The sequence below is a fragment of the Runella sp. MFBS21 genome (assembly GCF_029433105.1).
Taxonomy (GTDB): domain Bacteria; phylum Bacteroidota; class Bacteroidia; order Cytophagales; family Spirosomataceae; genus Runella.
On record NZ_JARNTW010000012.1, the window covers coordinates 146,144 to 171,916 of the forward strand.

Consider the following 25,773-nt stretch of genomic DNA (forward strand, 5'->3'; position numbering starts at 1 on the left):
CAAAAAGCGTGAGTAGGAATCAAACCTTTTCTCCCTTTTGATAGCATTTAGCTAAACATTAATCCTATGCGTGAAACCTTTTCTCTATTTGCAGCACTGATGATTTTGGGACACTTGCTTATCTCTTGTGGTGGCTCAAAACAAGAATCTCAAACTACTTCAACTGATACTATGACTCGTATTGTTAAAACTACCTTTGGGAGCCTCCCCGACGGTCAAACAGCCGACTACTACACGCTCCGAAATAAAAACGGAATGGAAATCAAAATCACTAATTATGGAGGCATTATCACCCACTTAATGGCCCCCGACAAAAACGGCACTTTTGAAGATGTAGTTTTGGGCTATGATTCCCTAGGCGGTTATCTCAAGGCATCTCCGTATTTTGGTGCTTTGGTAGGGCGCTATGGCAATCGTATTGGAAAAGCTAAATTTACTTTAGAAGGAAAAACATATTCGCTTTTGGCCAACAACGGCCCCAATAGCCTCCACGGTGGTAAAGTAGGATTTGACAAAGTGATATGGAAAGCCGAGCTCATCGACAACGATAGCGCCCTCAAACTCTCCTATATCAGCAAAGATGGCGAAGAAGGATTCCCAGGCACATTGAGTACAGAAGTAGTGTATCGCCTTACCGACAACAATGAACTTGAAATAGAATATACCGCTACCACCGACAAACCAACTATCATCAACCTCACTAATCATACTTATTTTAACCTCACAGGTGGAAAGAGAGATATCCTAGGTCATCAAGTCTCTATCAATGCCGACAAATTCGTGCCTGTTGACAACACATTGATTCCTACTGGAAAACTTCAAGATGTAAAAGGTACTCCTTTTGATTTTTTACAACCTACCGAAATAGGGAGCCGTATTGATGACCCTAAAGATGAGCAAATTAAATTTGGAGGAGGCTATGATCACTGCTGGGTGCTCAATGGAAGCGGCGATTCGCTCAGATTGGCCTCTACCGCCTACGAGCCTACCTCAGGACGCTACATGGAAACTTTTACGACGGAGCCAGGTGTACAATTTTATACTGGAAACTTCCTCAATGGAAGCATTACCGGCAAAAATGGAGTAGTCTATGGCAAACGTTCAGGCTTCTGCTTTGAAACCGAGCACTTCCCTGACTCACCCAATCAGCCTTCATTCCCAAGTGTAGTACTTCGTCCGGGCGAAACTTACAAAACCAAAACAGTATATAAGTTTTCAACAAAATAGGTTCCATTTACAAAAAAACGAAATGACTTCGTAAGCTTACGAAGTCATTTCGTTTTTTTAAATTTGGTCATATCGTATTATTGCATTAGTTTAGCGATTATCAATAACCAACCCCACCTTAGAGAATATGGCCATGTTAAGCCGAGTTGCCAATTCGATTTATTGGATGAATCGTTATATCGAACGAGCTGAAAACTATGCCCGTTTTATTGGCGTTAATTTCAACTTAGCCTTTGATCTCCCGCCCAATGTCAGCGAGCAATGGGAGCCTCTTCTGATTGCAACTGCTGACAATTATCTCTTTTATCAACACTATGATGAGCCAACGCGTGAAAATGTCATTAACTTTATGACATTTGACAAACGCAATCCCAACTCTATCTTTAGCTGCTTGATGGCTGCTCGCGAAAATGGGCGCACCATCAGAGAAAGTATCTCCAAAGAGATGTGGGAAAATCTAAATCAGCTCTACTTGTGGATGAAAGACATAAAGCCGCAAGCAGAATGGGACCTCAATCATATGCAAGATTTTTATGCACAGGTAAGAAGCGGTACTCAATTGTACTACGGGGTCATTGATGCCACTATTACCCGCAACGAAGCTTGGCATTTTGGACGTTTGGGGCGCTTTATGGAGCGTGCCGACAAAACATCCCGTTTCTTGGATGTGTCCTATTTTACGCTCTTACCCGATACTGATATTACAGGCTCTACATCGGAGCTGATGCTATGGACTGCCGTGCTCAAATCTGTAAGTGCTTACAACATGTTTCGTCAACAGTATCAGACAATTACCCCCACTCACATGGTTGAGTTTTTGATACTAGACAAACTTTTTCCTCGTGCAATGGCCCATTGTATCCGTCAAGCTGAGTTATCTTTGTATGAAATATCGGGGACTCCTATCACCAATCGCTTCAGCAACCAAGCCGAAAAAATGATGGGTAAACTCCGCTCTGAGATTGAATTTACCGAAGTAGAAGATATTTTTCGGGTAGGTTTGCACCAATACCTCGATCAATTTCAAATACGAGGCAATGAGGTAAGTAAATCTATCTTTGAAACCTATTTTGACATCAAACCTGTTGATTTATAAGAAATGACTTACTGTTTAGGAATCAAGGTCGCTTCGGGACTGGTAGCTATCGCAGATACTCGCCTTACCTCTGGCACTGAAGTAACTACCAACAAAAAGATTTCCATCCATCAGTTGGAAAATCATTCGATGTTTATCATGACATCGGGCCTACGCTCGGTACGCGACAAAGCCGTCACTTATTTTAAGGAAGTGATTGAAGACCAAGATCGTAGTTTCAATAAACTTTATAAAGCGGTCAATGCTTTTGGTCAACAAGTACGCCGCGTTGCGAATGAAGACCGCGAAGCCCTCGAAGAAGCAGGCCTCAATTTCAACTTGTATGCCATAGTAGGCGGCCAGCTCGAAAACGATGACGAACATAAGTTGTTTCTGTTGTACCCAGAAGGCAATTGGGTCGAAGTGGGCGAAACTTCCCCCTTCTTTGTCATTGGTAACTCTAATTATGGCAAACCCCTACTTTTTAGAAGTTTAAAATACAATTCTTCAATGGCAGACGCCCTTAAAGTAGGTTTTTTATCTTTTGACTCCACTAGAGTAAGTGCCAACGACGTCGACTATCCTATTGATGTCGTTATGTATGAAAGAGATAGCTTTCATTTGACGGAGCATCGTTTCCAAAAAGATGACCTAGCCCACTTGTCTTTGCAGTGGAGTATGCTTTTGCAAAACTCCGTTCAACGACTCCCCAACGACTGGATGGGGCCAGTTCTTGAAAAACTCCGCGAAAAAGTTTAAACACTATATTATGGATCTACATGTAAAGCATACTTTATACTATACTTATTCCGATTTGGTTTTTTTGGAGCCTCATATTATTTATTTACATCCAAAAGCCAATCCTCACCAGCAAGTAATGGGTTTTTCGCTCATAGTTGAGCCGACTCCAAGTATGCTTGTCCATAATATAGACGCAGAAGGCAACCACCAACATATCGCTTATTTTCGAGAAAATACAAATTACCTGACCGTTTCGGTCGATATGACCGTCCGCTCCGATGATTTTAATGTTTTTGAATTCGTTTTGTTTCCCTTCGAAACAGAACGATTGCCTTTTCAATATCCCGAAGTACTAAAAAAATACTTACATCCCTATCTGATTAGAGAAGGGGTCACAACTTATGTAGAACAATACGCCCGCCAAACGGCGGCGGTAGCTAAATGGCATACTGTTCCATTTCTCACAACCCTCTGCAACAATATCTACCAAGATTTCATGTATGAGCGACGCGACGTAGGTGCACCTCTTCCTCCTGAGCATACGCTCATTGGTCGCAAAGGGTCTTGCCGCGACTTTGCGCAGCTTTTTGTAGCTTGCTGTCGTAGTGTAGGCATCGCGGCGCGTTTTGTGAGTGGCTATCTGTATGGAAATACCCTTCAGCAACACGATTTACATGCGTGGGCAGAAGTATATCTGCCGGGGGCTGGATGGCGCGGTTTTGACCCTACCGACGGCAAAGCTATCATGAACAATCACGTATACTTAGCTTCTTCGGCTGACCCCCAACTTATCCCCCCTGTAGCGGGTACTTTTAGAGGCAAAGCACGCTCTTCTCTTCAAGCCGAAGTATTAGTAGGAGAAAAATCGTAGCTCCCCTATCTTTCTATGTTTTGATTTCATTATGTTAAAAACCACTGTTAAAATAAGTAACGTCACCAATCTCTCTGACGCGCGCTATTGTGCTGGAATGGGTGTAGAGCTGCTCGGATTTAATATCGACGACTCATCAGAATATTTTGTAGACTTGAAAAAATTCCAAGAAATCAGAGCTTGGATTGCTGGTGTACCGATTGTAGCCCAAACTGCCACCACAGACCCCACTGATTTGCTAGAAAAATTAGGGAAATACCAACCTGATTTTATTCAAATCTCTAACCCCGAATTGCTCCCATGGCTCAAAAGTGAAACCGCTAAGCCCCTTATCTTGAAGGTAGATGTGGATCAAGATGCCGATGACATAGAAGCTATCCTTACGAAATATGCGCCTTATGTCACTTATTTTTTGTTAGAATCTAGTAACAATACTTCCTTAGATGGCGATTGGCCCGATTTCTTGAAGACTTTGGCTCAAGGCTTTTCTATTTTACTAGGTTTTGGAATCACCCCCGACAATGCCGCTTTTCTGACCGAAGATTATAATATCACGGGTATCGCTCTCACAGGTAGTGAAGAAATCAGACCCGGATTCAAAGATTTTGGAGAGCTAATGGATATTTTGGAAGCATTGGAAGAAGAATAAAAATGATAATTTTTCGCAAAAATGCCGCTTTTATCTCCAAAAGCGGCATTTCTATTTTATAATTATTCAACTCATTTGTTCATGGCTTATAAAAAACTTGGCAAGTAAAAAAGCCAGTACATTCTCCTACTTACCAAATTTCACTTCACTCATAGGTTAGTTAAGATGCGTATACAAAAGCTCCTTAGGAGTCCTTACTTTTTTGAGTTTTGCTAACCAATCTCCCGACTCATCGCGGTAGCCTAATGCCAAAATAGCGGTACTTTTCAAGCCTTTTTCCGACAATCCAAGAAGTGCATCCAGCTGCTTGGCATCAAATCCTTCCATAGGTGTAGTATCTACTTTTTGGTTGGCAGCGGCCACAATCGCAATCCCTAATGCAATAGCTGCTTGCTTGGCAGTATGGGCAAAGTTCTGTTCGGGTGTTTGGCTTGTGGTCATCTGAATCAATCGAGTACGGTAGGCGTCTGTAGCCGAATCGGGCAACCCTCGCTCACGATTGGCTCTTTCAAAATAAGCGTTGATGCGCTCTTCGGTATATTGCTCCCAAGAGGCAAAAATCAAAAGATGAGAAGCATCCGTAATTTGACTTTGTCCAAAAGCAATGGGGCGAATTTTTTCTTTTAACTCTGGATTAGAAACTACTAAAATTTCATACGGCTGTAGACCCGACGACGACGGAGACAATCTAATAGCTTCCAAAATAAAGTCTATTTTTTCTTGCGACACCTTCTCTCCATTCATTTTCTTGGTGGCGTATCTCCAATTCAAATCTTCAAGTAATTTCATATGTATCTACATTTATTGTTATTACATATATTACAAAATACTGTATGAAAACGTTCAGAAATGTGATAGGATTTAATAAAAAGTCTACCAAATCTCCATAAACAACTCATAATAAAGCCTTTAATTGGGGTAATAAAACAAAAAAACGGGCCATGTATATGGCCCGTTTTTTTGTTTATACTAGTAACTTTTACTGTAAAAGCACATCCAAAAGCGGTGTAAAAGTTGTGCCAAGAGGATTGACAACAATGCCGGGTCCTGAGTTTTGCCACGAAAATACCCGCCCGTCTTTCATCGTCGCCACAAAACGTACCCTAAGGCGATCGTTGGCTCTCAAGGTAGCAGCAGTCACGCCAGTCTTTGAAAGAAGCTCACTAACGGCTATTTGTTCTTTGCCATTGATACTCGACAGGGCCTTCAACAAAACGCCATGTGGTGCCGAAGTAGTCGCCGTAGGTGTCACTACGGTACCTCTTACGTGACTGGCGTAGGCTTCTACTTTTTCAATTTCAGAAGCATTGAGGCTTTGAGTCGAAAAAGCCAAGTTAGCAGAAGCAGCATTGGCCAAAGTGACAGTAATGGTATTGACATTGGCCGCCGTAACAGCCGCAGGTAGCGGGTCAGGACGAGCTATAAAATGTGCTCCTTCTTTGATTTCGGGGAAAGGGCTTTTACGTTCGCAACTTATCAGCACAGCGCCTAACAGCCCTAAGAAAACAGATATTTTCAATGTATTTTTCATTTTTATCAATTATCATTTTGAAAGTCAAACATTTAACTATTTCTGCCAAAATACCTTAGCTGTAGCTATGACCCGCTGCTGAGGAGCATTGGGATTGAGCTGCAACTCTCCTGGTACGGGATAAGGATAAGATTGCGGATATCCACGATTGACATTCGTAAAAGCAATTCCGTCGTTGTTGGGGTCAAAGATTTTTGGAAAACCTGTCCGACGAATGTCATTGTAAGACTCCAAGCCAAAACCAAAATTGGCAATCCATTTTTCGGTCATGATAAGCTCAAGCTTGCCGTTGTCGTCGGCAGCTTCGTATTTGACCAATACCGCATCCACATATTCTTTGGTCGCAGCGGCGGTAATACTTGGAGCTCCTCCCTTGGCAGCAGCGGCATTGACTTCTGCAAATGCGGCATTCATAGCATCCGTAAAAAGCTGTTTAGCATTGCCTGTTCCCATGCCCGTCTGCGCCAACTCTGCGCGTGTAAATAAATAAGAATGGTAGGGTAAAATGCGTTGAGGACCATCGCCTCTTGCGGATGCGCCACTTACGCCAGCGGCGGTTACGCCATTGCCATCATCGTAGCGACCACCACAATAATACAGCCCCACAATCGTAATAGACGACGATTGGTCAAAACCCTGATTGGGGCCTTGTGAAGAAAAATAAATCGACACAAAATTCCCATTACGATATTCTACTGGGTTTTGGGCATTGGGACGAGCAGCAGAGAGTTGATTGAAATAATAATAAGGGATACGAGGATCAGAAACTCCGTTCAAAACAGGGTTGAGGGTGCTAGTTCCCAACAAAATTTCGTGGAAGTAGGGACTGATATAGTTGTCGCGTCCAGAGGTGGTGATATTGTAATCTTCTCTAAAAATCGGATTACGGTTATCAGGAGCGCTGGTCGTACCATAGTTAAGCGAAAAACCACCCGCCGAAGTCATCAAATCTCCTTCCGAAATCAGAGCGTTTACCTGCGTACTTACGTTTTGAGTGAGTCTGATTTGGTTATAAAGTTTCAGTTTGAGGGTTTTGGCAAACTGCCTCCAACGTACCAAATTACCCGCATATATGAGGTCATCTGTACGAGGAACTAGCGCCGAAGTTTTGGCAAGGTTTGCAATCCCTTCATCTATCATTGAAAATAACTGAGGATAAATATCTTGACCTTTATCAAATTTTGGAAACTGAATCTTGGCCGACGTACTTGCTTCCGTAAAAGGTACATCTCCCCATACGTCCACCATGTAGCTAAAGGTCATAGCTTTCATGATTTGAGCCACTCCAACATAGGCAAAACTTTGGCTAGAATTGGCCTGCTCAATTAAGATGTTGAGGTTTTGGATAGCTCGGTACATATTGGACCAAGCCTGCGTACCCGGAAAATCTTGCCCCGTGATGGCGTATTGGTCGTTGTTGCTACGCTGCGTCAATTGGTGCACAAATACCCCCGCAGGATTTGACAAGCCTGGAGGCCCCGCCCCTAGTGAGTTGACAATATCAAGCTGTGCGTTGGTCAGCAATTGCCCCGAATTGACCGTAGAAGGATTGTTGGGGTCGGTATTTATATCAAGGCTGCACGCATTCAAAAGCAATAGCATTGCAATAAGCGTGCTGTATTTTAAACTTTTAATGATTCGATTCATGCTTTTAGGATAGTTAAGTGCTAGCGCACTTGTGAGTTGAAGACCAGCTTAGAATGTTACGCTTAAATTAACGCCATATCTACGTACCGAGGGGGCGGCAAAAAAGTCGATACCTTGGGCATTGGTATTTCCGAAGGTGTTAACTTCAGGGTCAAAATGGGTATGTTTAGGCATATGAGGAGCAAAAAACCACAGATTACGCCCGCTCATACTCAAATTGACGGCCCCAAAAGGAGTTTTGGTCAACAAACTTTTAGGAAGCGAATAAGCCAAAGACACCTCACGCAAGCGTACCACCGAAGCATCCCACACCGAAAACTCGTTGGGTGCATTGATAGCCAACGACCCACCAGCGGCCTGAAACCAGAGGTTATTTTCCATTACTTGTATATTGTTAGGAATCGGCTGCCCGTCACCGCCAAGCAAAGGCTTAAGGGTATTTGCATCGCCCAATACCCCTGCAACTACTTTGGGGATTTCGCGGTCTTCGGTATCTTGAGTTACCCCACGTCCTAGCAAAAACTGATTGGTCCAAGAATAAATATCTCCTCCATGACGATAATCTACCACACCACTGAGAGTAAATCCTTTATACTTGAAGGTATTTGTTACGGCCAAAATAAACTTAGGATTTGGATTGGCGATGATTTTCTGTTGTACGTCAGGAATTGTCAACCCTGTGTTTGGATTGATGAGGGCATTGCCTTTATCGTCACGAGCTACAGCGGTGCCTCTCAATACCCCAAACCACTCTCCTGGCCGTACCACAGGCAAAGGTTGATTGGTAAAAATATTGCGGAGGGTTACTTCTTCTACGCCATCAGCCAAGCTTTCTACGATGTTTTTGTTTTGAGTATAAGCCGTGAATATCTCCCATTTCAGGCCATTGCTCATCTGAATCGGAACAAGCGTGATAGCCGCTTCAATTCCTGAATTACGAATAGAACCAAAATTGGTTACAAAAGAAGTATAACCCGACGATTGCGGCAGTGCCCGACGTGCGATGATATCCGTGCTGAGGCGATTATAATAAGTCAAATCCAATACAGCACGGCCACCAAAAAACTCTAGGTTGGTTCCGACTTCTACTTCTTTCGTAAATTCAGGTTTGAGATTTGGGTCAAAAGCCGATGCCGCTACAGAGGCTCCGGGCTGAGCGTTGAAGGGATAATCGTTATAGCGTGTTGACCCTTGCTGTCCTGAGCTTTCTCCAAAGTTGATTCTAAATGTATTGAGGGTCTGATAAGGATCGGCGTCACGTCCTACTTTGGCGTAACTCACTCTTATTTTGGCATTTGTGAGTGCTTTTGATTTTATATTAAATGCCTCAGTCAGAATCAATGAAGCATTGCCCGAATAGTAGAAGTAGCTGCGATTGTTGGCGGGCAACGTGGATGACCAATCATTACGCCCTGTCAAACCCAAGAAAAGATAGTTTTTGTAGCCCAATGTCATATCCGTAAAGGCGGCATACAAACGTCTTTTGCTAATGGCGGTATTTCCAGTATTGGGAGTGACAGTACTTACATTCGTAATCAAATCAATTCCTCTCGTCACGATTCCCAATCCATTGACGCTCGTTTGGTCACTGCTTCTTTGGTTGTAGTTGGCTCCTACGATAGCTCTCAGGTTGAGGTCTTGCGTCAAGTCACGATTGAGGTTAAACAATAAATTGTGGTCTTGTTCTTGAAACTCAATCGCGTCAAACTGCATACTTCCAATACCCTGCGCTCCCGAAAGCGACCCTGCCGAAATCCGTTGAAAACGATTGTCATTGAAAGTATTGAGACCTCCTTTATAGCTCACATTCAACCAATTGTTGATGTCGTACAAAATACTACCGTTCAAAGCTACGCGGTTGACTTTACTGGTAAAGATGCTATTGTTGACCGACCAATAGGGATTATCAGCTTGACCAAAAGGAAAAAAGAACACGCCATTTCCGAAGGGGTCTTCATAAGGCAGCTGGTCGAGAGGCCAGTTGCGAGGTTGCTGAAACATCCGCGAAAGAGGGGAAGTACCATCGCCCCCAAAAAGCGGACTGTCTTGTACAGTATTGGTATAAGCCAAATTAGCGCCTACCACAAACCCATTGTCAAGGGTAGTATTGCCCCCAATGCTGACATTGGTACGCTCAAAAGTGGAACCTGGGAAAAAGCTTTTTTGGTCGGTACGCGAAATCACCGAAGTTACGCTTGCCTTGGGACCTCCTCCTGTAATACTGATGGAGTTTTCGTAAAGATTTCCAGTACGAAAAAAGTTTCGCACATTGTCAGGATAAGCCCGATAGGCGACGTTGCCGTTGGGACGAAGTCCATATTGAGCTGCAATAGCGGGGTAATTGGCCGCATAGGTATTGTAGCCTACCCAAATCGGAATCGAATCCACAGGGGCGGTGGTATTGGTCCAACCACCTGCCGCATTGTATATACGTCCTAGTCCAAAAGCAGGTCCCCAAGTACCATTGGCATTGGCATATACCTGTTGCGACCCCGAACCATATTTATTCTGAAAATCAGGATAACTCGCAATTTTCTCTGCTGAGTAAGAGGTATTAAATGTAATCTCCAAGCCTTTTTTTGACAATTTGTTGGTACCTGACTTTGTCGTAATCACAATCACCCCGTTGGCAGCACGTGTGCCATAAAGTGCCGCAGCAGCGGCACCTTTTAGTACCGTCATAGATGCGATGTTGTTGGGATCAAGGTCGGCAATACGGCTCGAAAAAGCTGCTCCGTTGTCGCGGAAGCTACCGCTTTCGTTTAAGTCATTGTTATAAGGAATCCCATCTACCACAAACAAAGGCTGGTTTGAACCAAAGAAAGAATTGGCTCCCCGAATCGTAATCCTTGAAGAGCTCCCCGCCGTCCCTCCAGAACCATTGATATTGACGCCCGGAATCTTGCCTTGCATGGCTTTGATTACATCAGGCTCAGATTTCTGTACCAGTTTTTCGGCCGATAGCCTTTCTACCGAATAACCGAGGGATTTGTTGCTCCGCTCAATCCCCACGGCTGTCACCACCACTTCGCTCAATTGTTTTACATCGTCAGAAAGAGAGACATTGATACTTGTTTGGCTTCCTACGGCTATTTCTTGCGAAAGATAGCCAATAAAGCTAAATACCAAGGTAGCATTGTTGGGTACTTGGATTTGGTAAGTCCCTTCGGCGTTGGTTGAGCTACCTGTATTAGAGCCTTTTACAAGTACATTGACCCCAGGCAAAGGGCTACCGTCAACGGCGGCAGTGACTTTCCCCGTCACGGTGCGGTTTTGGGCATAGCTCTGAGCAATACAGAGCACTATCCCCATCAGGAGTAATAAATTTTTTTTCATAAATGAACTGGGAATTTGGTTTTTAATTCGTTTTGGCAACTGATGATAATTGCCGAAACAAATTTCTCCATTTCATTTATGCTAAAAATCACCCATTTATAGTGGTTTATTAAATATAATGTTATGCCAATATTATGTTGGGGAAAACCTTTTTACGACAAATTTTAAAGCATTTTTCCCGAAAAACTCTATTTCTAAATTTTCCCAAAGTACTCTTGAGGGGAATTTTTATACGTTTTATCCCTCATTTTTAGCTACCATCATTTATGGGAATGATTAAAATCTTAAAAAAAATCTAATAATTCAAATCCCCCAAGATATGGGGGAAATGGTAGTTTTGCCCCTGAAAAAGTCATGAAAAATGGCGCATAACGGGTGATTTCTCGTTCGTTTTTTTTGCAGAATTTTGGCACAGGATTTGGAAGAGGAGATATATAAAGTGCGGTAGTTATCAAATCCCTGTTTTATCACTCTGATTTACAACATTAAAGAATTCTCATACGATTTAGTTTAGGTTAAGAAGATAACCGTAGGATCTTGTCTTACGGTTATTTATTTTTATTACCTTCTACCACAAAATCTATATTCCGTTTTAAGCCTTCCCATTTGGTACGCTTAAGAGGCGAGCGGCGAAAGAGTTCTTTAAATACCTCTTCGGTGATTTCACGCCAGTCATTGTTTGTAAACCCTTCTAAAGCGGAAGGCAGTTGAAATTCAGACGTTTGATGAGGTTTGGCAAAACGATTCCAAGGACATACATCTTGGCAAATGTCACAGCCAAAAATCCAGTTTTCGAATTTGCCTTTTACTTCTTGGGGAATCGCTTCTTTGAGTTCAATCGTAAAATAACTAATACAACGGCTCCCATCTACCACATAAGGTTCCACAATAGCATCCGTAGGACACGCATCTACGCAGCGAGTGCAGCTACCACAATAATCCTTGATGGCATGGTCGGGCCATAAATCTAAATCAGAGATGATTTCTCCAATGAAAAAAAAACTGCCCACTTTACGACTAATAAGATTAGAATGCTTGCCTATCCATCCCAAGCCACTTTTGGCCCCCCACACTTTGTCCATGACAGGAGCCGAATCCACAAAAATACGTCCATTTACCTCCCCTATTTCTTCTTGGATTTTATGTACTAATGCTTTGAGCTTGTCTTTCAACACAAAATGATAATCGGTGCCGTACGCATATTTAGAAAGTTTGAGGTCATTTTCGCCTTCAGGTAGGCGTTTTTCGGGGTAATAATTAAACAAGACTGAAATGACGGAGCGTGCCCCTTCTACAAGTTGGCGTGGATCGAGCCGTTTGTCAAAATGATTGGCCATGTAGTGCATCTCTCCGTGTCGATGCTGAAAAAGCCAATTTTCAAGGCGCGGAGCTTCTTCCTCCAAAAAAGTGGCCGTCGAAATCCCACACGCCTCAAAACCCAACTCCTCTGCCATTGATTTGATGAGTTGGCTTCTTTTTTGGCGGGTAAAATCGTCGATTGTCACGTGCGAAGAGTGGTTTATTGAAACAAGAATCTTTGACAAAGTTACAGAATCTTGTTTATTTGTAGTGTTTAGTCATTTCCTTCAACCTTTCCTCCTATGAAAATCTTTTTTAGCACATTGGTTTTTTCTCTCTCAATGGCTGCCGTATCTTTTTCTCAACAAACCCCAGAAAGTCACCCTATCGATGTAAGCCTCGACAACTGTATGGACAAAAACCCTTCTACTCAGGATATGATTGGATGCCTTGATGAAGCTTACAAAAAATGGGATGCCGAACTCAACAAAAACTACAAAGCGCTCAACCTACAGCTGAATGCGACTCAAAAAGCGGCTTTACTAGCCTCGCAACGCAAATGGATTGAATACCGTGATTTAGAATTTAAAACCCAAGGTACCATTTATCAATCTATGGAGGGGACAATGTACCTTCCAATGGCCGTCAATGAACGGCTTGAAATTGTCAAGAAACGTGCGCTTACGCTTAAAAGCTACTTAGAGTTATTCAACAACTAACTGTATTTCAGCACTTATCAAAAATGCGCTTTATTATTTTTCCTCAAATGACATCCTACTCTAAAATTCTCCTCATAGTTTGCATGTTAGGTGTTAGTTCTCTCCATGCCCAAAAACCTATTTTGGGATGTGAAAACACTGCCGCCTATTTACCAGATTTGGAGGGTAAAAACGTAGCCTTGGTCGTCAATCATACCACTATTTTCTCTAATCGACAGCATTTGGCAGATAGTCTGTTGAGTTTGGGGATCAAAATCAAAATTATTTTCGCTCCTGAGCATGGTTTTAGAGGAGACGCAAGTGCAGGTGAAAAAATCTCCAACGGGGTAGATACCAAAACAGGAGTGGCGATTGCCTCTCTCTATGGCGCCAATCGCAAACCCTCTGCTGCTCAACTCAAAGACATCGACGTAGTTATTTTTGACATCCAAGATGTAGGCGTGCGCTATTATACCTATCCTAGCACCATGCACTATGTGATGGAAGCCTGCGCCGAAAATGGTAAAAAATGTATTGTGCTCGACCGCCCCAATCCCAATGGTCACTATGTAGCAGGTCCCGTTTTAGATCGAAAGTTTGCTTCTTTTGTAGGAATGAACCCCGTTCCTATTGTGCACGGCCTTACTTCGGGCGAATTAGCCCAAATGATTAACGGAGAGGGATGGCTCGCCAAAAATGCTAAATGTGATTTGAAAGTAATCGCTTGCCAGAAATACAACCACAAAATGGTGTATGACTTACCCGTAGCCCCGTCTCCCAATCTCCCCAACCGCCAATCCATCTTGCTGTACCCTTCGATTTGTTTATTTGAAGGTACCGAAATCAGCGTGGGCCGAGGCACAGATACTCAGTTTCAGGTCATTGGTGGTACGAGTCCTAGTTATGGAAAATATACCTTTACGCCCGTTGATAAGCCAGGAGCCATCAATCCCCCCAACGAAGGGAAAGTATGCTATGGTTTAGATTTGACCAAAATCAACGCTTATAAAGAAGGTCTGACGCTCAAATATGTTATTGGGATGTACCAAAAAGCGCCTGACAAAAATAACTTTTTCACAAGCCCTGCTTTCTTTGATAAATTAGCAGGCACCGACCGCATCCGTACGATGATAATCGCTGGAAAAACCGAAAAAGAAATCGTAGCTACTTGGCAAAAAGAGCTACAAACCTTCAAGGAAATGAGAAAAAAATATCTATTATATCCATAAACCAAACACAATCATCACTTCATCATGAAACCATATTTCTCTTTATTATTAGGAATACTATTAACGGCATCCACATTAAATGCCCAAGAATCTGACGAACAGCTACGCCAAAAAGCTGACAAAATTGCTCATAAATACATCCTTACGGATGGACACGTGGACTTGCCTTACCGCCTCAAAATCAAAAACTTTCGCCTAGAGCGTGAATACCTCGGGATTCCTATTAGCACCAAAGACGGTGATTTTGATTATGAACGCGCCAAAAAAGGAGGGCTTTCGGTTCCTTTTATGTCTATTTATATTCCTTCTTCTTATCAAGAAACGGGAGGAGCCAAACAGTTGGCTGATTCGCTCATCACGATGGTGAAAGGAATTGCAAAAGCGCACCCTGATAAATTTGCGGTGGTGACTACACCCCAACAAGCCGACGCCAACTTCAAGAAAGGTATTATTTCATTCCCGATGGGAATGGAAAACGGTGCGCCTCTTCTTCAACTTTCGGATGTGGCTTATTTTCGTCAAAAAGGGATTAGTTATGTGACGCTTACCCACGCCAAAGACAATCATATCTGCGACTCCTCTTACGATACTACTTACACCCACAAAGGACTCAGCGCCTACGGAAAAGACGTAATCAAAGAAATGAACCGCGTTGGTATCATGGTAGATGTGTCTCATATTTCAGACGATTCGTTTTACCAAGCCGTGGAGCTTTCGACGGTACCTGTGATAGCCTCGCACTCATCGTGTCGGCATTTTACGCCTACTTTTAAGCGAAATATGTCGGATGATATGATTAAGGTAATGGCGAAAAAAGGGGGAGTCATTCAAATCAATTTTGGTTCTAGCTTTTTGGACGAAAACTACCGCAACCAAGTTCAAGTATTGCAAGAGAAATTTGGAAAGATGCTGAAAGAAAAAGGACTCAAATATGGCGACCCCGCCACCGAAGAGTTTTTGAAACAATACCAAAAAGAAAACCCTGTTTTGTTTGCGGATGTTGAAACCGTAGCCGACCACATTGACCATGTCGTAAAACTCACTGGCAATACTCAGCACGTAGGTATCGGCTCAGATTACGACGGCGTGGGCGATAGCCTCCCTACGGGCTTGAAAGATGTGTCGCAGTATCCCAATCTTATTTATGTGCTACTCAAGCGCGGCTATTCCGAAGATGATATCGCCAACATCATGTACCGAAATGTATGGCGTGTGTGGAAACAAACCATTGCCAATGCCAAAATATAACAATTAGTAATTCATAAAAAATCCCCGCAGAACCGATGGTTCGCGGGGATTTTTAGATAGCAACAAACCCTCAAACTAACTAAGTATCAGCACAGAAAGGAGTGTCAAGCCACCTATAATAAAAAGGAATCCTGCGATTTGTTTTTTAAGAGATGTAGTCATAGCTGTATGTAATTTTGAACGAAATTAATAGGTACCAAAAAGACAATCCAGATAAATTAGTTAAACCGTAAAAAATCAACGATAAAGGGTTTGAATTGTCCACTAAGGCGTTTTATAGGAATGACGCACAAGCGTCCCGAAAGGTTGGCGATGCAGAAATTATTTTCATTTCTACCGATGTATAGCCCCTACGGGGCATAATTTATCCATTTTCAAATTCGCCTACCGATATGTAGCCCCTACGGGGTATCATTCCTCATTTTCAAATTCGCCTACCGATATGTAGCCCCTATGGGGCATAATTCCCCATTTTCAAATTCATATCCTACCGATATGTAGCCCCCTACGGGGTATAATTCCCCATTTTCAAATTTTCAAATTAACTCATTTTCAAATTGACTAATCCTGTAACTTTGCCCCATGCGTATCAACAACGAAACTGCCGACCGAATCAAACAAACCGCCGACATTGTAGAGGTGATTGGGGATTTTGTGTCGCTCAAAAAACGAGGGGCCAATTACATCGCTTGTTGTCCCTTTCACAATGAAAAAACGCCTTCTTTCAATGTCAACCCTGTAAGACAGATATATAAGTGTTTTGGCTGCGGTGCCGCTGGCGACTCCGTCAAGTTTGTGATGGATATTGAGGGAATAAGCTACGGTGAAGCTCTTCGGCATTTGGCCCAGAAATACCACATCGAAGTTGAAGAAGAGCAACAAACACCCGAGGAAGTACTACGTCAAAATGAGCGCGATAGTCTTTATATCATCCTCAATTTTGCCCAACAATACTATCAAAAACTCCTCTTTCAGCACGAGGAAGGGCAATCGATTGGACTAAGTTATTTCCGAAATCGGGGCTTCAATGACCTCACCATCAAATCATTTGGGCTAGGCTATAGCCTCAATGAATGGGACGGACTCACCAAGGAGGCGGGGCAAAAAGGCTACAATCCCCAACTTCTCGAAAAAGCAGGACTGGCTCTTCATAAAGACAATGATTCCCAACGGGGAGCCCGCGTATATGACCGCTTCAGGGGGCGCGTGATTTTTCCGATTCATAATGTATCCGGAAAAGTGATTGCGTTTGGGGCGCGTATTTTGACCAACGATAAAAACCAACCCAAGTATATCAACTCGCCCGAAACGGATGTTTACCATAAAAGTAAAATTCTATACGGGATTTATCAGGCCAAAAACGCTATCCGTCAAGAAGACGTTTGCTATTTGGTAGAAGGCTATACCGATGTTATTTCGCTGCATCAAGCAGGGATTCAAAATGTAGCCGCTTCATCGGGCACTTCTCTGACCGAAGACCAAATCAAACTCATTGCGCGTTTTACCCAAAATATCACCATTCTCTACGACGGCGACGCGGCTGGTATCAAAGCGGCTCTGCGTGGACTCGACATGGTGCTCGAAGAAGGCCTCAATGTAAGTCTAGTCACCTTGCCCGATGGCGAAGACCCCGATAGCTATGTTTATAAGGTGGGGGCCGAAGGTTTTAAGGCTCACGTAAAGCGGGCCACCAAAGATTTTATTACGTTTAAGACCGAGATGCTACTCAAAGAAGCTGGCGACAATCCTTTCAAACGCGCCGAAGCTATCAACGATATTGTGACTAGCATCACCAAAATCCCTGATCCCATCAAGCGGCAAATTTTCTTTAAGCGCACCGCCGAATTGATGAAAATGGACGAACAAACGCTCATTTCGGAAGGGAATAAGCACTTGCGCCAACAACGTGATAAAAATACCGAAAAACCTTCACAACCTCCCAAAAGCAAAGAAAAACCCCGCTTCAATCCCGAACCTGACCCATTTTCTTTTTCTGAGAATTTCATAGAAGAAGAGTTTAGTATATTGGTAACTGACGCCCCTCCCACGGAGTCGCTTCCTGCCGAAACTCCCGTTTCAAAGCACGAGCCTCCTAAGGATTTGTTCAAAGCAAGGCTTTACTTTCAGGAACAAGCTTTTGTTCGTTTACTGATTTTGTACGGACAAACAGAACTCGAACCGGGTATTTCGGTATGTCGATACTTGCTTCACGAAATCGGCGAAATTACTTTTGAAAATCAGCTTTTTGATTTGATTCTTAATATTTTTCGTCAGCGTTTTAGTTTTGGAGAAGTACCTTCTACTGACTATTTTCTGAGCCATCTTGACCCTGACATTCAGAGCTTTACGATTGACCTTTGTACAAGTAAGCATTACTTGAGCGAAAACTGGTCAAAACACGAGATTTGGGTACCTTCCGACGAGGATTTACTCCACGAAATCGCTTTTAAGAAAATCTTACGATTTAAGATGGCCTACTCAGGCGATAAGATGAAGGATTTGCTCAATCAAATGGGTAAAATCACGGGCAATACCGACGAAGAATTTGCGCAAATCATGGAGATTCAGAAACAATATAAATTCTATAAAAACATCAACGACTTGGCAGCGAAAGAATTAGGCACTGTAGTGCCAGGATATTGATTAGTAATGGTTTGTCCCCAAAACTGTTTTTTGGGGACAAACGGTACTACGCTCTAACGCTCTTACTTATTTCACATACTTTCTTTTGAGAGATTCTATCAAAATCTCTTCAAAACCCGGCAAAGTCTTATAAGCGTAGTCTACCTTCCATTTGGATTGAAAATCATAGGATACTTCCAAAAACGCTTTTTCATCAGGCCGAACACCCCCAATTCCTGAGGCAGCATCATTCTTTTTAACGTTGATTTGGACGGGTATATCTTTGTAATATTTAAAAAACTCAGGATGAGTAATATGTCCCAATGGGGTGACATCATAAGGTATAAACCCCTCAATACCAAACAGTTTCTTGCCACGCAAGGCCCAAGGAGTAAGTTGATCATACACCCATTTGTCTCCTTGGAAACGATTGTTGAGAAATTCAAAATCCGTTTTTCCCAAAAATAAATACACGCTACATTCAAAACCCGACAACACCATCTTTACTCCCGCATCTAGCACCGTTCGGAATGATTCTACATCTTTCTCAAAGTTGTAATCAAAAACCGTGATTTTTTCGAGGCCAGGCTTGAACGAATAGCCCGGAGTACGCCCCGCACATACCACCACCTCTTCAATTTGAGAAGCCAGTTCAGGATGATTTTTAAGAAGAGTAGCGATATTGGTCAAAGGCCCTATCGCCAAAATCGTCAATTTCTCTTTTCGCAATGCATCCGCCAACGCCCGCGTGGCGTCATTTTCGGTTCCCATGTCGTTGGCTTTATCAGAGCCTTTATATACCGGAATGGTTTTGCCACGACTATACCATCTAAGAAGTTTTTGGGCAGTTTCGTAGCCATAATCAGCATACGTAATGGTACTAATCCCTACCAAATTGATTTTATCAGGATGCTGAAGAGCCATCATCAATGTGATACCATCGTCTACTTCACGGGGAGCACGCTCTGGCAATCCAATCATCAAGTCCGTATCCAGCCACACCTTTTTTTGGGCAAAAGTAAGAGTGGATATAAAGCAAAAAAGCACCAATAATTTATTCATAGATATTAAGAAAAAGGCAAACTAAATGCTTACGCACAGTTAATTGTTCTGATTATTAGACACGTTTAATATCGATTAATATTATAAGAAATATCAACGACACTTCAAGGGCTTTAGCCACTGATATTCAACATAATTAATGGCCAACTGCACATATAGTGTTACCTGTGCTCGAACACTTAATGTATTGAAATAACACTCAGTGATTAGGGCTTCATGATAAGCTCGTAGGCTGTTTCTAATAATTCTTCTTTATCCAACAAACTCAATGTCAAAGGCAATTGCGCCAGTCCAATCAATCGGCGCATGATTTCAATACCCGTAAATTGATCTACCAATTGAGGGTTTTTGATGTCTCCGTAGGCTTGATATACTTTACGAATCACCTCTTCGCTTTGCTTAGTCATCATGAGGTGGGCTGTCATCACTCCTAGGTCAAATTCAGCAGGGCCATAAAAACAAAACTCTGGGTCAATCACCTTGACACCATTGAGGGTTTTGAGCCAACTACCCGGATAAAAATCGCCATGTAGCAAGCAGCGACCATCTGCCAAATAAACCAAACCTAACTCTTTGATTTTTTGCTTGAGTGTCTCATCTACTTTATAGGCCATAGATATCATCTGAAGTCCTGACGAAATGGTATCTAAGTCAAATCCATTTTCTAACATAAATGGATACTGGAAAATGTGTTCGTGATTTAGAGCGCGCATTTCACGATTGGCAAACGATTCGTCGATTGTTTCTTTACGGGTCAGTCGGTGAAGCATCGCGATGTAATGTGCCAAAGCCTCCGCTTCAGCCAAGCTCAGAGTTTGGTTGGGTTGGTATAAAAAGGTGTAATCACTAGCCGTCCCTAAGTCTTCCAATACCAGAATATTGGTTTCTTCATCCATCCCAATCAACTGAGGCATTAGCTCATTGAGGCTTGCAAATGGTTGGATTTGCTCATAAAATCGCCCCTCAATGATAGCTCGATTGACAGGCGCGGCTATTTGAGGGTATTTTTCGACATACGCCCGCGACTGCTTCACGATAAAAGTACGGTCGTGGGTACGCACGCGTACAGTATAGTTCATATTGCCTTCTCCAGGCTTTTCCAAGATAAGAATCTGCTCGTTTTCTTTGAGCCAATTTTTTGTTTTTAAATAATCTTCCAGAAGCTGCGGCTGCGCAATATCTAAGTGCATAAAAGATGTTTTGAAAGTTTTACCACAAATATCTTAATCCAAATTGAAACTGACGTGGAGGGCCAGCGGCTCTCACTACCAAAGGAGTTCCGATAGGTCCTACTTGAAACTGATTGCTAGCCCCGATAGTAGCATTGAAACCAGACAAATTGAGCGTATTGAACACATTGAATACATCTCCTTCAAATTCTAAACGAGGTTTGTTTTTGATATAAATGGTATATCTGACAGTCACATCTACGCCTTTGTACCAGGGCAATCGGTCGCTGTTTCGTTTTTCGCCCGGATAGTAGTCCGCCGAATACCCAAAGCTCTCTCCATCACCGTTCAAATCAGTAGTTCCAAAGACTTTGGCATCGGCCAAACGCGTAATGGGCTGTCCACTTTGAAGCTGAATCGCGGGCGAAATCATCAAACTTGGCCAAGGATAGTAGGCAAACATGGCATTGATGATATGGCGTCGGTCATTGCTATGATAAGCGTATTCGTTATCAAAATTGTTGGCGTCTTGTGCTCTAACGTTGATACTCTCGCCCGCATTGCCTTTGATAGAAGAAAGCGTATAGCCTAACCGATACGCATATTTGTCATTTCCTTTGAGCTTTTGAAAAGCAAAATTAGCGGCATAATAACGAGTAATACCCGATGTTTCGGTCATAAATACATTCCGCGCAATCCCCCTTAAAGTATCTCTGCCTGCTACCGCATAAGCCCCTCTACTATCTGAGCGAATAGGTACAGGACGAGTCAAATCTCCCTGCGCTACAGTTCTGGTTTTCACATCTTTATCGCTCGTAAAAGGATATGGGGTTGGCGCATTAAGATTTCGAATTATGAAAAGATTGTTGGTCGCAACATGTACCAAATCGACCGACAAAAGATAAGCAGCAGCCGGCTTGTGCTGTACTCCTAGCGTGACATGATGTGCATAAGGGTTTTGAAATCCATTGGGGTTCATAACGCGCAAATTGGCACTAAACTGCTCATTTCTACGCCCTTGCAATTGCTCATAAGAAGGTCCCGCCAGATAAGTTACGTTGGAAGCCGTGGCCCTAATATTTCCTGGAAATGTAATACGGTCAAGATTGGCAGTAGGGTCAAGTACTCCTAGGCGCTGAAGTTCTGCCAATTGTTTTTTGAAGTCGGCCGAATTACTACTAAATTGTAGATTGTCGCTATAAATAGAATATTTGATTTTGTCATAAAACAACCCATATCCTCCCCTCACTACCCACTTCGGATGTATTTGATAATTGAAACTAAATCGCGGCCCTACATTATTGAAATCACCTTTAGTACCTCCTCCCTTGGATAAATTATCATAGTCGTATCGCAGTCCCAATGCTATCTTCAAACGGTCGGTAGCATTCCAAGTATCTTCCAAATAAAGACTCACTACATTTTGACGTGCTCCAAAAGTAGTAGGCCTTAGTTCGACGTCATAAGTGCGTACCGAAACATCCCTTGGTATATCATTGATACTCAATGCCGAACCTAAATTCCTTGCTTTTAGCGCATCCAACTGAGCTTGTGTCAATCTCACGGTATAAGTTCCGTATTGATTGCCTCCTCCCAAAAGTGAAAAATTTGAAGAAATAAACTCCCCTCCTGCTTTCAAAGTGTGGCGTCCGCTACGTAAGGTAAATTTTTGCTGAAGATGATGTGTATGCTCAAAATCATCAAAAATGGCGCCCGTTTGTCCCAAAGTCGCAAAGGCCGTTCCGCTAGGGTCTTGCACTGTCACTGAGGGACTTGTAGGATTGTCGGGCTGACGATAGTTCCAGCGAAACATCGAAATTTGGTAGTTGGTTTCTCCTGTTAAGTTTGTTTTTAAGACATAGCTATTTTTCAAAGCAACGAGATAAGTACGGTTGGCGATTTTGGCACCTGCTGAAGGAAAAATAATACCTCCCTCCAAACCACCCCCTTGCCTAGCAATATCAAAACTTCCTACATTGACACGTACACTTGATTTGAAAGAAGGAGTCCAGTTATGGTCTAGTTTAGTGGAAAAATATGAAAAACTATTGCGCCCCGTCACTATTTCGTTGATATTGAGCTGTGGCACCCGCAGCAAATTGTCCTTCTTATCATAGGTCTGTTCAAAGTTGACATAAAAAAACGTCTTATCTTTTTTCAAAGCACCGCCAATTCCCACTCCCAATTGATGCCGCTGAAAACCATCTTTGACGGGATTGCCCGACAAATCAAGCGTAGGATAGGGTGATTTGGCATCTATGACCGAACCTGGACGAGTCAGATAAAAAACTTCGCCCGTCAGCTGATTACTTCCCGAACGAGTCGTCGCATTTACAATCCCGTTGCTAGTATTCCCCCACTCTGCCGAGTAGTTGTTGGTTAAGACCTGAATTGATTCTGTAAATCCTACGGGTACATTAAATTTTACGTTTCCTAAAAAACGCTCATTGTTGTCCATACCATCAATGAGGTAATTGGTATAAATCCCGTTGATGCCATTGATACTTACATTGGGGGCTTCGGCATATCCTAAACTTGATACCGACAGATTGGGGAGCCTTACAAGTGCTCGTGTAATATCGCGCCCTTCGATAGGCAAACTTTGAAGTTCTTTTTTACCAATCACCGAGGCACCTTCCGCATTCTGCACATTGAGCTTGGCCGAGCGAACATCTGTGATGATAATTTCTTCTAATACAGTCTGCCGACGTGCCGGTAAGGTAAATGCCAAAGTAGTTTTTTGATTGTTTTCTAAAGAGACCCCTACTATTTCACTAGCATCAAACTCATCAGTTACTTTTGTAAAAACTCGATATTTTTCATTTGCTTCAAGCTTGGGAAACAAAGCTATCCCATTTTTATCGCTGATTGTTGAATCGATAGACGCTTGACTAGAACTTTGAAGATAAACCTTAATTCCTCTTAATGTTTTTTTATAAAGTAAGCTACTCACTGTCACTTCGAGCGATGTTTGGGCATGTACAAAGCGCCCCCCCAAAGTCAGAAGCACGAAAAATAAAAATCGATTTTGCATTATTGTTTTTTGCTTGAATATACGCTTAATTGATAGTATTAGATTTTTTTAACTTAAAAATTGCTTGCAGCATTCCTCAGCCGTTTGCTTATTTGCAACCCCAAAATACAGGATTTCGACTTTGGTCGTTGTAATCCTTATCGTCACCAATTAATCCAATTTAATGACCGCCGCTCAATTTATCGCTCCATTGGTGGGAATCACCGAACGCCAAGCCCACAATACTATCACCCTTTTTGACGAAGGTGCTACCGTCCCGTTTATCGCACGCTATCGTAAAGAAATGACCGGACAGCTCGATGAAGTCCAAATCAATGCCATCAAAGAACAATACCAGAAGTTTCAAGAAGTTGAAAAACGAAGAGAAGCTATTCTAAAAAGCATTCAAGAACAAGGAAAGTTGACGCCTGAACTTCAGAAACAACTCGAAAACACCTACGTTTTACAAACCCTAGAAGATATTTATCTCCCCTACAAGCCCAAACGTAAAACCCGCGCCAGTATGGCCATTGAAAAAGGGTTAGAGCCGTTGGCACAATTGATTTTTGCGGGCAAAGAAGGCAATCCTGAACGCAAAGCCGAACAATTTCTCAATGACCAAGTGTCTACTATCGACGAAGCACTCCAAGGCGCGCGCGACATCATGGCCGAGTGGATTTCAGAAAATACTGACGCACGAAATAAAATCCGCTATGCTTTTGAACGGACGGCTTACGTTTCGTCGAAAGTCAAGAAAAACAAACAAGAAGAAGGCGCCAAATACCGCGATTATTTTGACTTTAGCGAACCACTCAACAAAATCCCCTCTCACCGCCTTTTGGCTATCCGTCGTGGTGAAGAAGAAGGCATATTGAGCATTGATATTTCGCCCGATGAAGACATGGCTATTGATTTTTTGGATAGATTGTTTGTGAAAGGGCTACCAGCTTGCAAAGACCAACAAGAACTCACTGTATCGGATGCCTACAAACGCTTGCTCAAGCCTAGCATCGAAACGGAGTTTTCGAATAGCTCCAAAGAAAAAGCCGACCGCTACGCTATTCAGGTATTTGCCGAAAACCTCCGTCAACTTCTTTTGGCCTCGCCACTTGGTCAAAAAAGAGTTTTGGCCATAGATCCTGGCTATCGCACGGGCTGCAAAGTGGTATGCTTAGATTCGCAAGGCAACCTTATCGCCGATACTGTCATTTATCCATTTGATAAAGCAATGGAAGCCGAAGCTGCAATCAAAAATCTAACTCAAAAGCATCAAATCGACGCCATTGCTATTGGCAACGGTACAGCGGGCCGCGAAACGGAAGATTTCATCAAAAACATATTGCCTCGTCTTGGCAAAGAAAACATCAGTGTGTTTGCGGTATCGGAGCAAGGTGCATCGATTTATTCGGCATCCGAAGTAGCCCGCGACGAGTTTCCTGACAAGGACGTAACCGTACGGGGTGCCGTATCGATTGGCCGCCGCTTGATGGACCCACTCGCCGAATTGGTAAAAATCGACCCCAAATCCATCGGAGTAGGTCAATACCAACATGATGTGAATCAAGGAATGCTTAAAACAGCACTAGATACTGTCGTGGAAAGTTGTGTAAACTCTGTTGGGGTCAATCTCAACACTGCCAGTAAACATTTACTTCAATATGTTTCGGGATTGGGAGCATCGTTGGCCAAAAATATCGTAGAATATCGCGCCCAAAATGGAGACTTCAAATCGCGTCAGCAACTCATGAAAGTACCACGCTTAGGCGGTAAAGCGTTTGAGCAAGCAGCAGGCTTTTTGCGCATCGACAACGCCACCAACCCCCTCGACAATAGCGCCGTACACCCTGAAAGCTATCCGGTAGTAGAAAAAATGGCGAAAGATTTGGGAACTACCGTGGCCGAATTGATGAAAAAGCCAGAACTACGTCGCCAAATCAATCTTCAAAAATACGTAAGTGCCACTACAGGGCTACTTACCTTGCAGGATATTATGAAGGAATTGGAAAAACCCTCACGCGACCCTAGGGCTCCCATTTCGGCTTTTGAGTTTGATAGCCGTGTTCGTAAGCCTGAAGATTTGCACGAAGGAATGGTGCTGCCCGGTATTGTGACCAACATTACGGCATTTGGAGCATTTGTGGATGTTGGCGTCAAACAAGATGGCCTTGTTCACGTTTCCCAAATGGCCAATCGATTTATTAAAGACCCCAATGAAGTGGTCAAACTCCAACAGCACGTTACGGTAAAAGTCGTAGAAGTAGACTTAAACCGAAAACGTATTGCGTTGAGTATGAAGTTATAATGGACTGTATAGGCTTGTGCATCAAAGTCGGAGACTTTTCACCAGTTGCGTACC

At 42.9% G+C, this 25,773-nt stretch carries 18 protein-coding genes; 10 read left to right on the top strand and 8 right to left on the bottom strand.

Features of this window, described 5'->3' with window-relative positions; all coding sequences use genetic code 11:
* The first annotated feature begins 66 nt into the window (after window positions 1–66).
* The 5 genes from P1X15_RS21115 to P1X15_RS21135 all read left to right on the top strand — a co-directional run bounded on the left by P1X15_RS21115 (window position 67) and on the right by P1X15_RS21135 (window position 4,563).
* Window positions 67–1,227 (top strand): aldose epimerase family protein, encoded by a 1,161-nt coding sequence (locus P1X15_RS21115; RefSeq protein ID WP_277340117.1) that lies wholly within the window; start codon window positions 67–69, stop codon window positions 1,225–1,227.
* Window positions 1,228–1,360: 133 nt separating this feature from the next.
* Window positions 1,361–2,323: an alpha-E domain-containing protein gene (locus tag P1X15_RS21120; protein WP_277340163.1), complete on the top strand. Its 963-nt coding sequence runs from the start codon at window positions 1,361–1,363 to the stop codon at window positions 2,321–2,323.
* A 3-nt stretch (window positions 2,324–2,326) separates the two neighbouring features.
* Complete coding sequence (locus P1X15_RS21125) at window positions 2,327–3,061, top strand: peptidase (RefSeq protein ID WP_277340118.1); 735 nt, start codon at window positions 2,327–2,329, stop codon at window positions 3,059–3,061.
* A 10-nt stretch (window positions 3,062–3,071) separates the two neighbouring features.
* A complete protein-coding gene (locus P1X15_RS21130) occupies window positions 3,072–3,914 on the top strand; it encodes a transglutaminase family protein (RefSeq protein WP_277340119.1) in 843 nt (280 codons plus the stop codon).
* A 31-nt stretch (window positions 3,915–3,945) separates the two neighbouring features.
* Complete coding sequence (locus tag P1X15_RS21135) at window positions 3,946–4,563, top strand: N-(5'-phosphoribosyl)anthranilate isomerase (protein WP_277340120.1); 618 nt, start codon at window positions 3,946–3,948, stop codon at window positions 4,561–4,563.
* A gap of 156 nt (window positions 4,564–4,719) precedes the next feature.
* On the opposite strand, the gene P1X15_RS21140 is transcribed toward P1X15_RS21135, so the two are convergent.
* The 5 genes from P1X15_RS21140 to queG form a co-directional block, all read right to left on the bottom strand.
* Window positions 4,720–5,352 carry an NAD(P)H-dependent oxidoreductase gene (locus tag P1X15_RS21140; RefSeq protein ID WP_277340121.1) on the bottom strand — a complete coding sequence of 211 codons (633 nt, stop codon included), beginning with the start codon at window positions 5,350–5,352 and terminating at the stop codon, window positions 4,720–4,722.
* A gap of 190 nt (window positions 5,353–5,542) precedes the next feature.
* Window positions 5,543–6,094 carry a hypothetical protein gene (locus tag P1X15_RS21145; protein WP_277340122.1) on the bottom strand — a complete coding sequence of 184 codons (552 nt, stop codon included), beginning with the start codon at window positions 6,092–6,094 and terminating at the stop codon, window positions 5,543–5,545.
* Window positions 6,095–6,130: 36 nt separating this feature from the next.
* Window positions 6,131–7,741 carry a SusD/RagB family nutrient-binding outer membrane lipoprotein gene (locus tag P1X15_RS21150; protein WP_277340123.1) on the bottom strand — a complete coding sequence of 537 codons (1,611 nt, stop codon included), beginning with the start codon at window positions 7,739–7,741 and terminating at the stop codon, window positions 6,131–6,133.
* Window positions 7,742–7,789: 48 nt separating this feature from the next.
* A complete protein-coding gene (locus P1X15_RS21155; RefSeq protein ID WP_277340124.1) occupies window positions 7,790–11,077 on the bottom strand; it encodes a SusC/RagA family TonB-linked outer membrane protein in 3,288 nt (1,095 codons plus the stop codon).
* Window positions 11,078–11,625: 548 nt separating this feature from the next.
* Window positions 11,626–12,531 carry a tRNA epoxyqueuosine(34) reductase QueG gene (gene queG / locus P1X15_RS21160; protein ID WP_277340164.1) on the bottom strand — a complete coding sequence of 302 codons (906 nt, stop codon included), beginning with the start codon at window positions 12,529–12,531 and terminating at the stop codon, window positions 11,626–11,628.
* A 147-nt stretch (window positions 12,532–12,678) separates the two neighbouring features.
* Here queG and P1X15_RS21165 point away from each other — a divergent pair, with 147 nt between their 5' ends.
* From P1X15_RS21165 to dnaG, 4 genes are all read left to right on the top strand, one after another.
* Window positions 12,679–13,095, top strand: a complete 417-nt coding sequence (locus P1X15_RS21165; RefSeq protein WP_277340125.1) for a lysozyme inhibitor LprI family protein — start codon at window positions 12,679–12,681, stop codon at window positions 13,093–13,095.
* Window positions 13,096–13,118: 23 nt separating this feature from the next.
* A complete protein-coding gene (locus P1X15_RS21170) occupies window positions 13,119–14,303 on the top strand; it encodes a DUF1343 domain-containing protein (RefSeq protein ID WP_277340126.1) in 1,185 nt (394 codons plus the stop codon).
* A gap of 24 nt (window positions 14,304–14,327) precedes the next feature.
* Complete coding sequence (locus P1X15_RS21175; protein WP_277340127.1) at window positions 14,328–15,551, top strand: dipeptidase; 1,224 nt, start codon at window positions 14,328–14,330, stop codon at window positions 15,549–15,551.
* A gap of 582 nt (window positions 15,552–16,133) precedes the next feature.
* A complete protein-coding gene (dnaG, locus tag P1X15_RS21180) occupies window positions 16,134–18,194 on the top strand; it encodes a DNA primase (protein WP_277340128.1) in 2,061 nt (686 codons plus the stop codon).
* A gap of 66 nt (window positions 18,195–18,260) precedes the next feature.
* Here the strand turns inward: dnaG and P1X15_RS21185 are convergent, their stop codons facing one another.
* The 3 genes from P1X15_RS21185 to P1X15_RS21195 all read right to left on the bottom strand — a co-directional run bounded on the left by P1X15_RS21185 (window position 18,261) and on the right by P1X15_RS21195 (window position 23,438).
* On the bottom strand, window positions 18,261–19,235 hold the full coding sequence (locus P1X15_RS21185; RefSeq protein ID WP_277340129.1) for a nucleoside hydrolase: 975 nt from the start codon (window positions 19,233–19,235) through the stop codon (window positions 18,261–18,263).
* A 206-nt stretch (window positions 19,236–19,441) separates the two neighbouring features.
* Complete coding sequence (locus P1X15_RS21190) at window positions 19,442–20,425, bottom strand: phosphotransferase (RefSeq protein ID WP_277340130.1); 984 nt, start codon at window positions 20,423–20,425, stop codon at window positions 19,442–19,444.
* Window positions 20,426–20,444: 19 nt separating this feature from the next.
* The gene (locus P1X15_RS21195; RefSeq protein ID WP_277340131.1) at window positions 20,445–23,438 is read right to left on the bottom strand and encodes a TonB-dependent receptor domain-containing protein; all 2,994 of its coding nucleotides are present in this window, start codon (window positions 23,436–23,438) and stop codon (window positions 20,445–20,447) included.
* Between the two features lie 163 nt (window positions 23,439–23,601).
* Here P1X15_RS21195 and P1X15_RS21200 point away from each other — a divergent pair, with 163 nt between their 5' ends.
* Window positions 23,602–25,719, top strand: coding sequence for a Tex family protein (locus P1X15_RS21200; RefSeq protein WP_277340132.1), 2,118 nt, complete (start codon window positions 23,602–23,604; stop codon window positions 25,717–25,719).
* The last annotated feature ends 54 nt before the right edge of the window (window positions 25,720–25,773 follow it).

What these genes read in the sequence shown, in the direction of transcription:
- dnaG (WP_277340128.1), top strand. Translation starts at nt 16,134, where the DNA reads ATGCGTATCAACAACGAAACTGCCGACCGAATCAAACAAACCGCCGAC.
- P1X15_RS21140 (WP_277340121.1), bottom strand. Translation starts at nt 5,352, where the DNA reads ATGAAATTACTTGAAGATTTGAATTGGAGATACGCCACCAAGAAAATG.
- P1X15_RS21155 (WP_277340124.1), bottom strand. Translation starts at nt 11,077, where the DNA reads ATGAAAAAAAATTTATTACTCCTGATGGGGATAGTGCTCTGTATTGCT.
- P1X15_RS21190 (WP_277340130.1), bottom strand. Translation starts at nt 20,425, where the DNA reads ATGCACTTAGATATTGCGCAGCCGCAGCTTCTGGAAGATTATTTAAAA.
- P1X15_RS21150 (WP_277340123.1), bottom strand. Translation starts at nt 7,741, where the DNA reads ATGAATCGAATCATTAAAAGTTTAAAATACAGCACGCTTATTGCAATG.
- P1X15_RS21170 (WP_277340126.1), top strand. Translation starts at nt 13,119, where the DNA reads ATGCGCTTTATTATTTTTCCTCAAATGACATCCTACTCTAAAATTCTC.
- P1X15_RS21125 (WP_277340118.1), top strand. Translation starts at nt 2,327, where the DNA reads ATGACTTACTGTTTAGGAATCAAGGTCGCTTCGGGACTGGTAGCTATC.
- queG (WP_277340164.1), bottom strand. Translation starts at nt 12,531, where the DNA reads ATGGCAGAGGAGTTGGGTTTTGAGGCGTGTGGGATTTCGACGGCCACT.
- P1X15_RS21195 (WP_277340131.1), bottom strand. Translation starts at nt 23,438, where the DNA reads ATGCAAAATCGATTTTTATTTTTCGTGCTTCTGACTTTGGGGGGGCGC.
- P1X15_RS21145 (WP_277340122.1), bottom strand. Translation starts at nt 6,094, where the DNA reads ATGAAAAATACATTGAAAATATCTGTTTTCTTAGGGCTGTTAGGCGCT.
- P1X15_RS21185 (WP_277340129.1), bottom strand. Translation starts at nt 19,235, where the DNA reads ATGAATAAATTATTGGTGCTTTTTTGCTTTATATCCACTCTTACTTTT.
- P1X15_RS21175 (WP_277340127.1), top strand. Translation starts at nt 14,328, where the DNA reads ATGAAACCATATTTCTCTTTATTATTAGGAATACTATTAACGGCATCC.
- P1X15_RS21115 (WP_277340117.1), top strand. Translation starts at nt 67, where the DNA reads ATGCGTGAAACCTTTTCTCTATTTGCAGCACTGATGATTTTGGGACAC.
- P1X15_RS21165 (WP_277340125.1), top strand. Translation starts at nt 12,679, where the DNA reads ATGAAAATCTTTTTTAGCACATTGGTTTTTTCTCTCTCAATGGCTGCC.
- P1X15_RS21135 (WP_277340120.1), top strand. Translation starts at nt 3,946, where the DNA reads ATGTTAAAAACCACTGTTAAAATAAGTAACGTCACCAATCTCTCTGAC.
- P1X15_RS21130 (WP_277340119.1), top strand. Translation starts at nt 3,072, where the DNA reads ATGGATCTACATGTAAAGCATACTTTATACTATACTTATTCCGATTTG.
- P1X15_RS21200 (WP_277340132.1), top strand. Translation starts at nt 23,602, where the DNA reads ATGACCGCCGCTCAATTTATCGCTCCATTGGTGGGAATCACCGAACGC.
- P1X15_RS21120 (WP_277340163.1), top strand. Translation starts at nt 1,361, where the DNA reads ATGTTAAGCCGAGTTGCCAATTCGATTTATTGGATGAATCGTTATATC.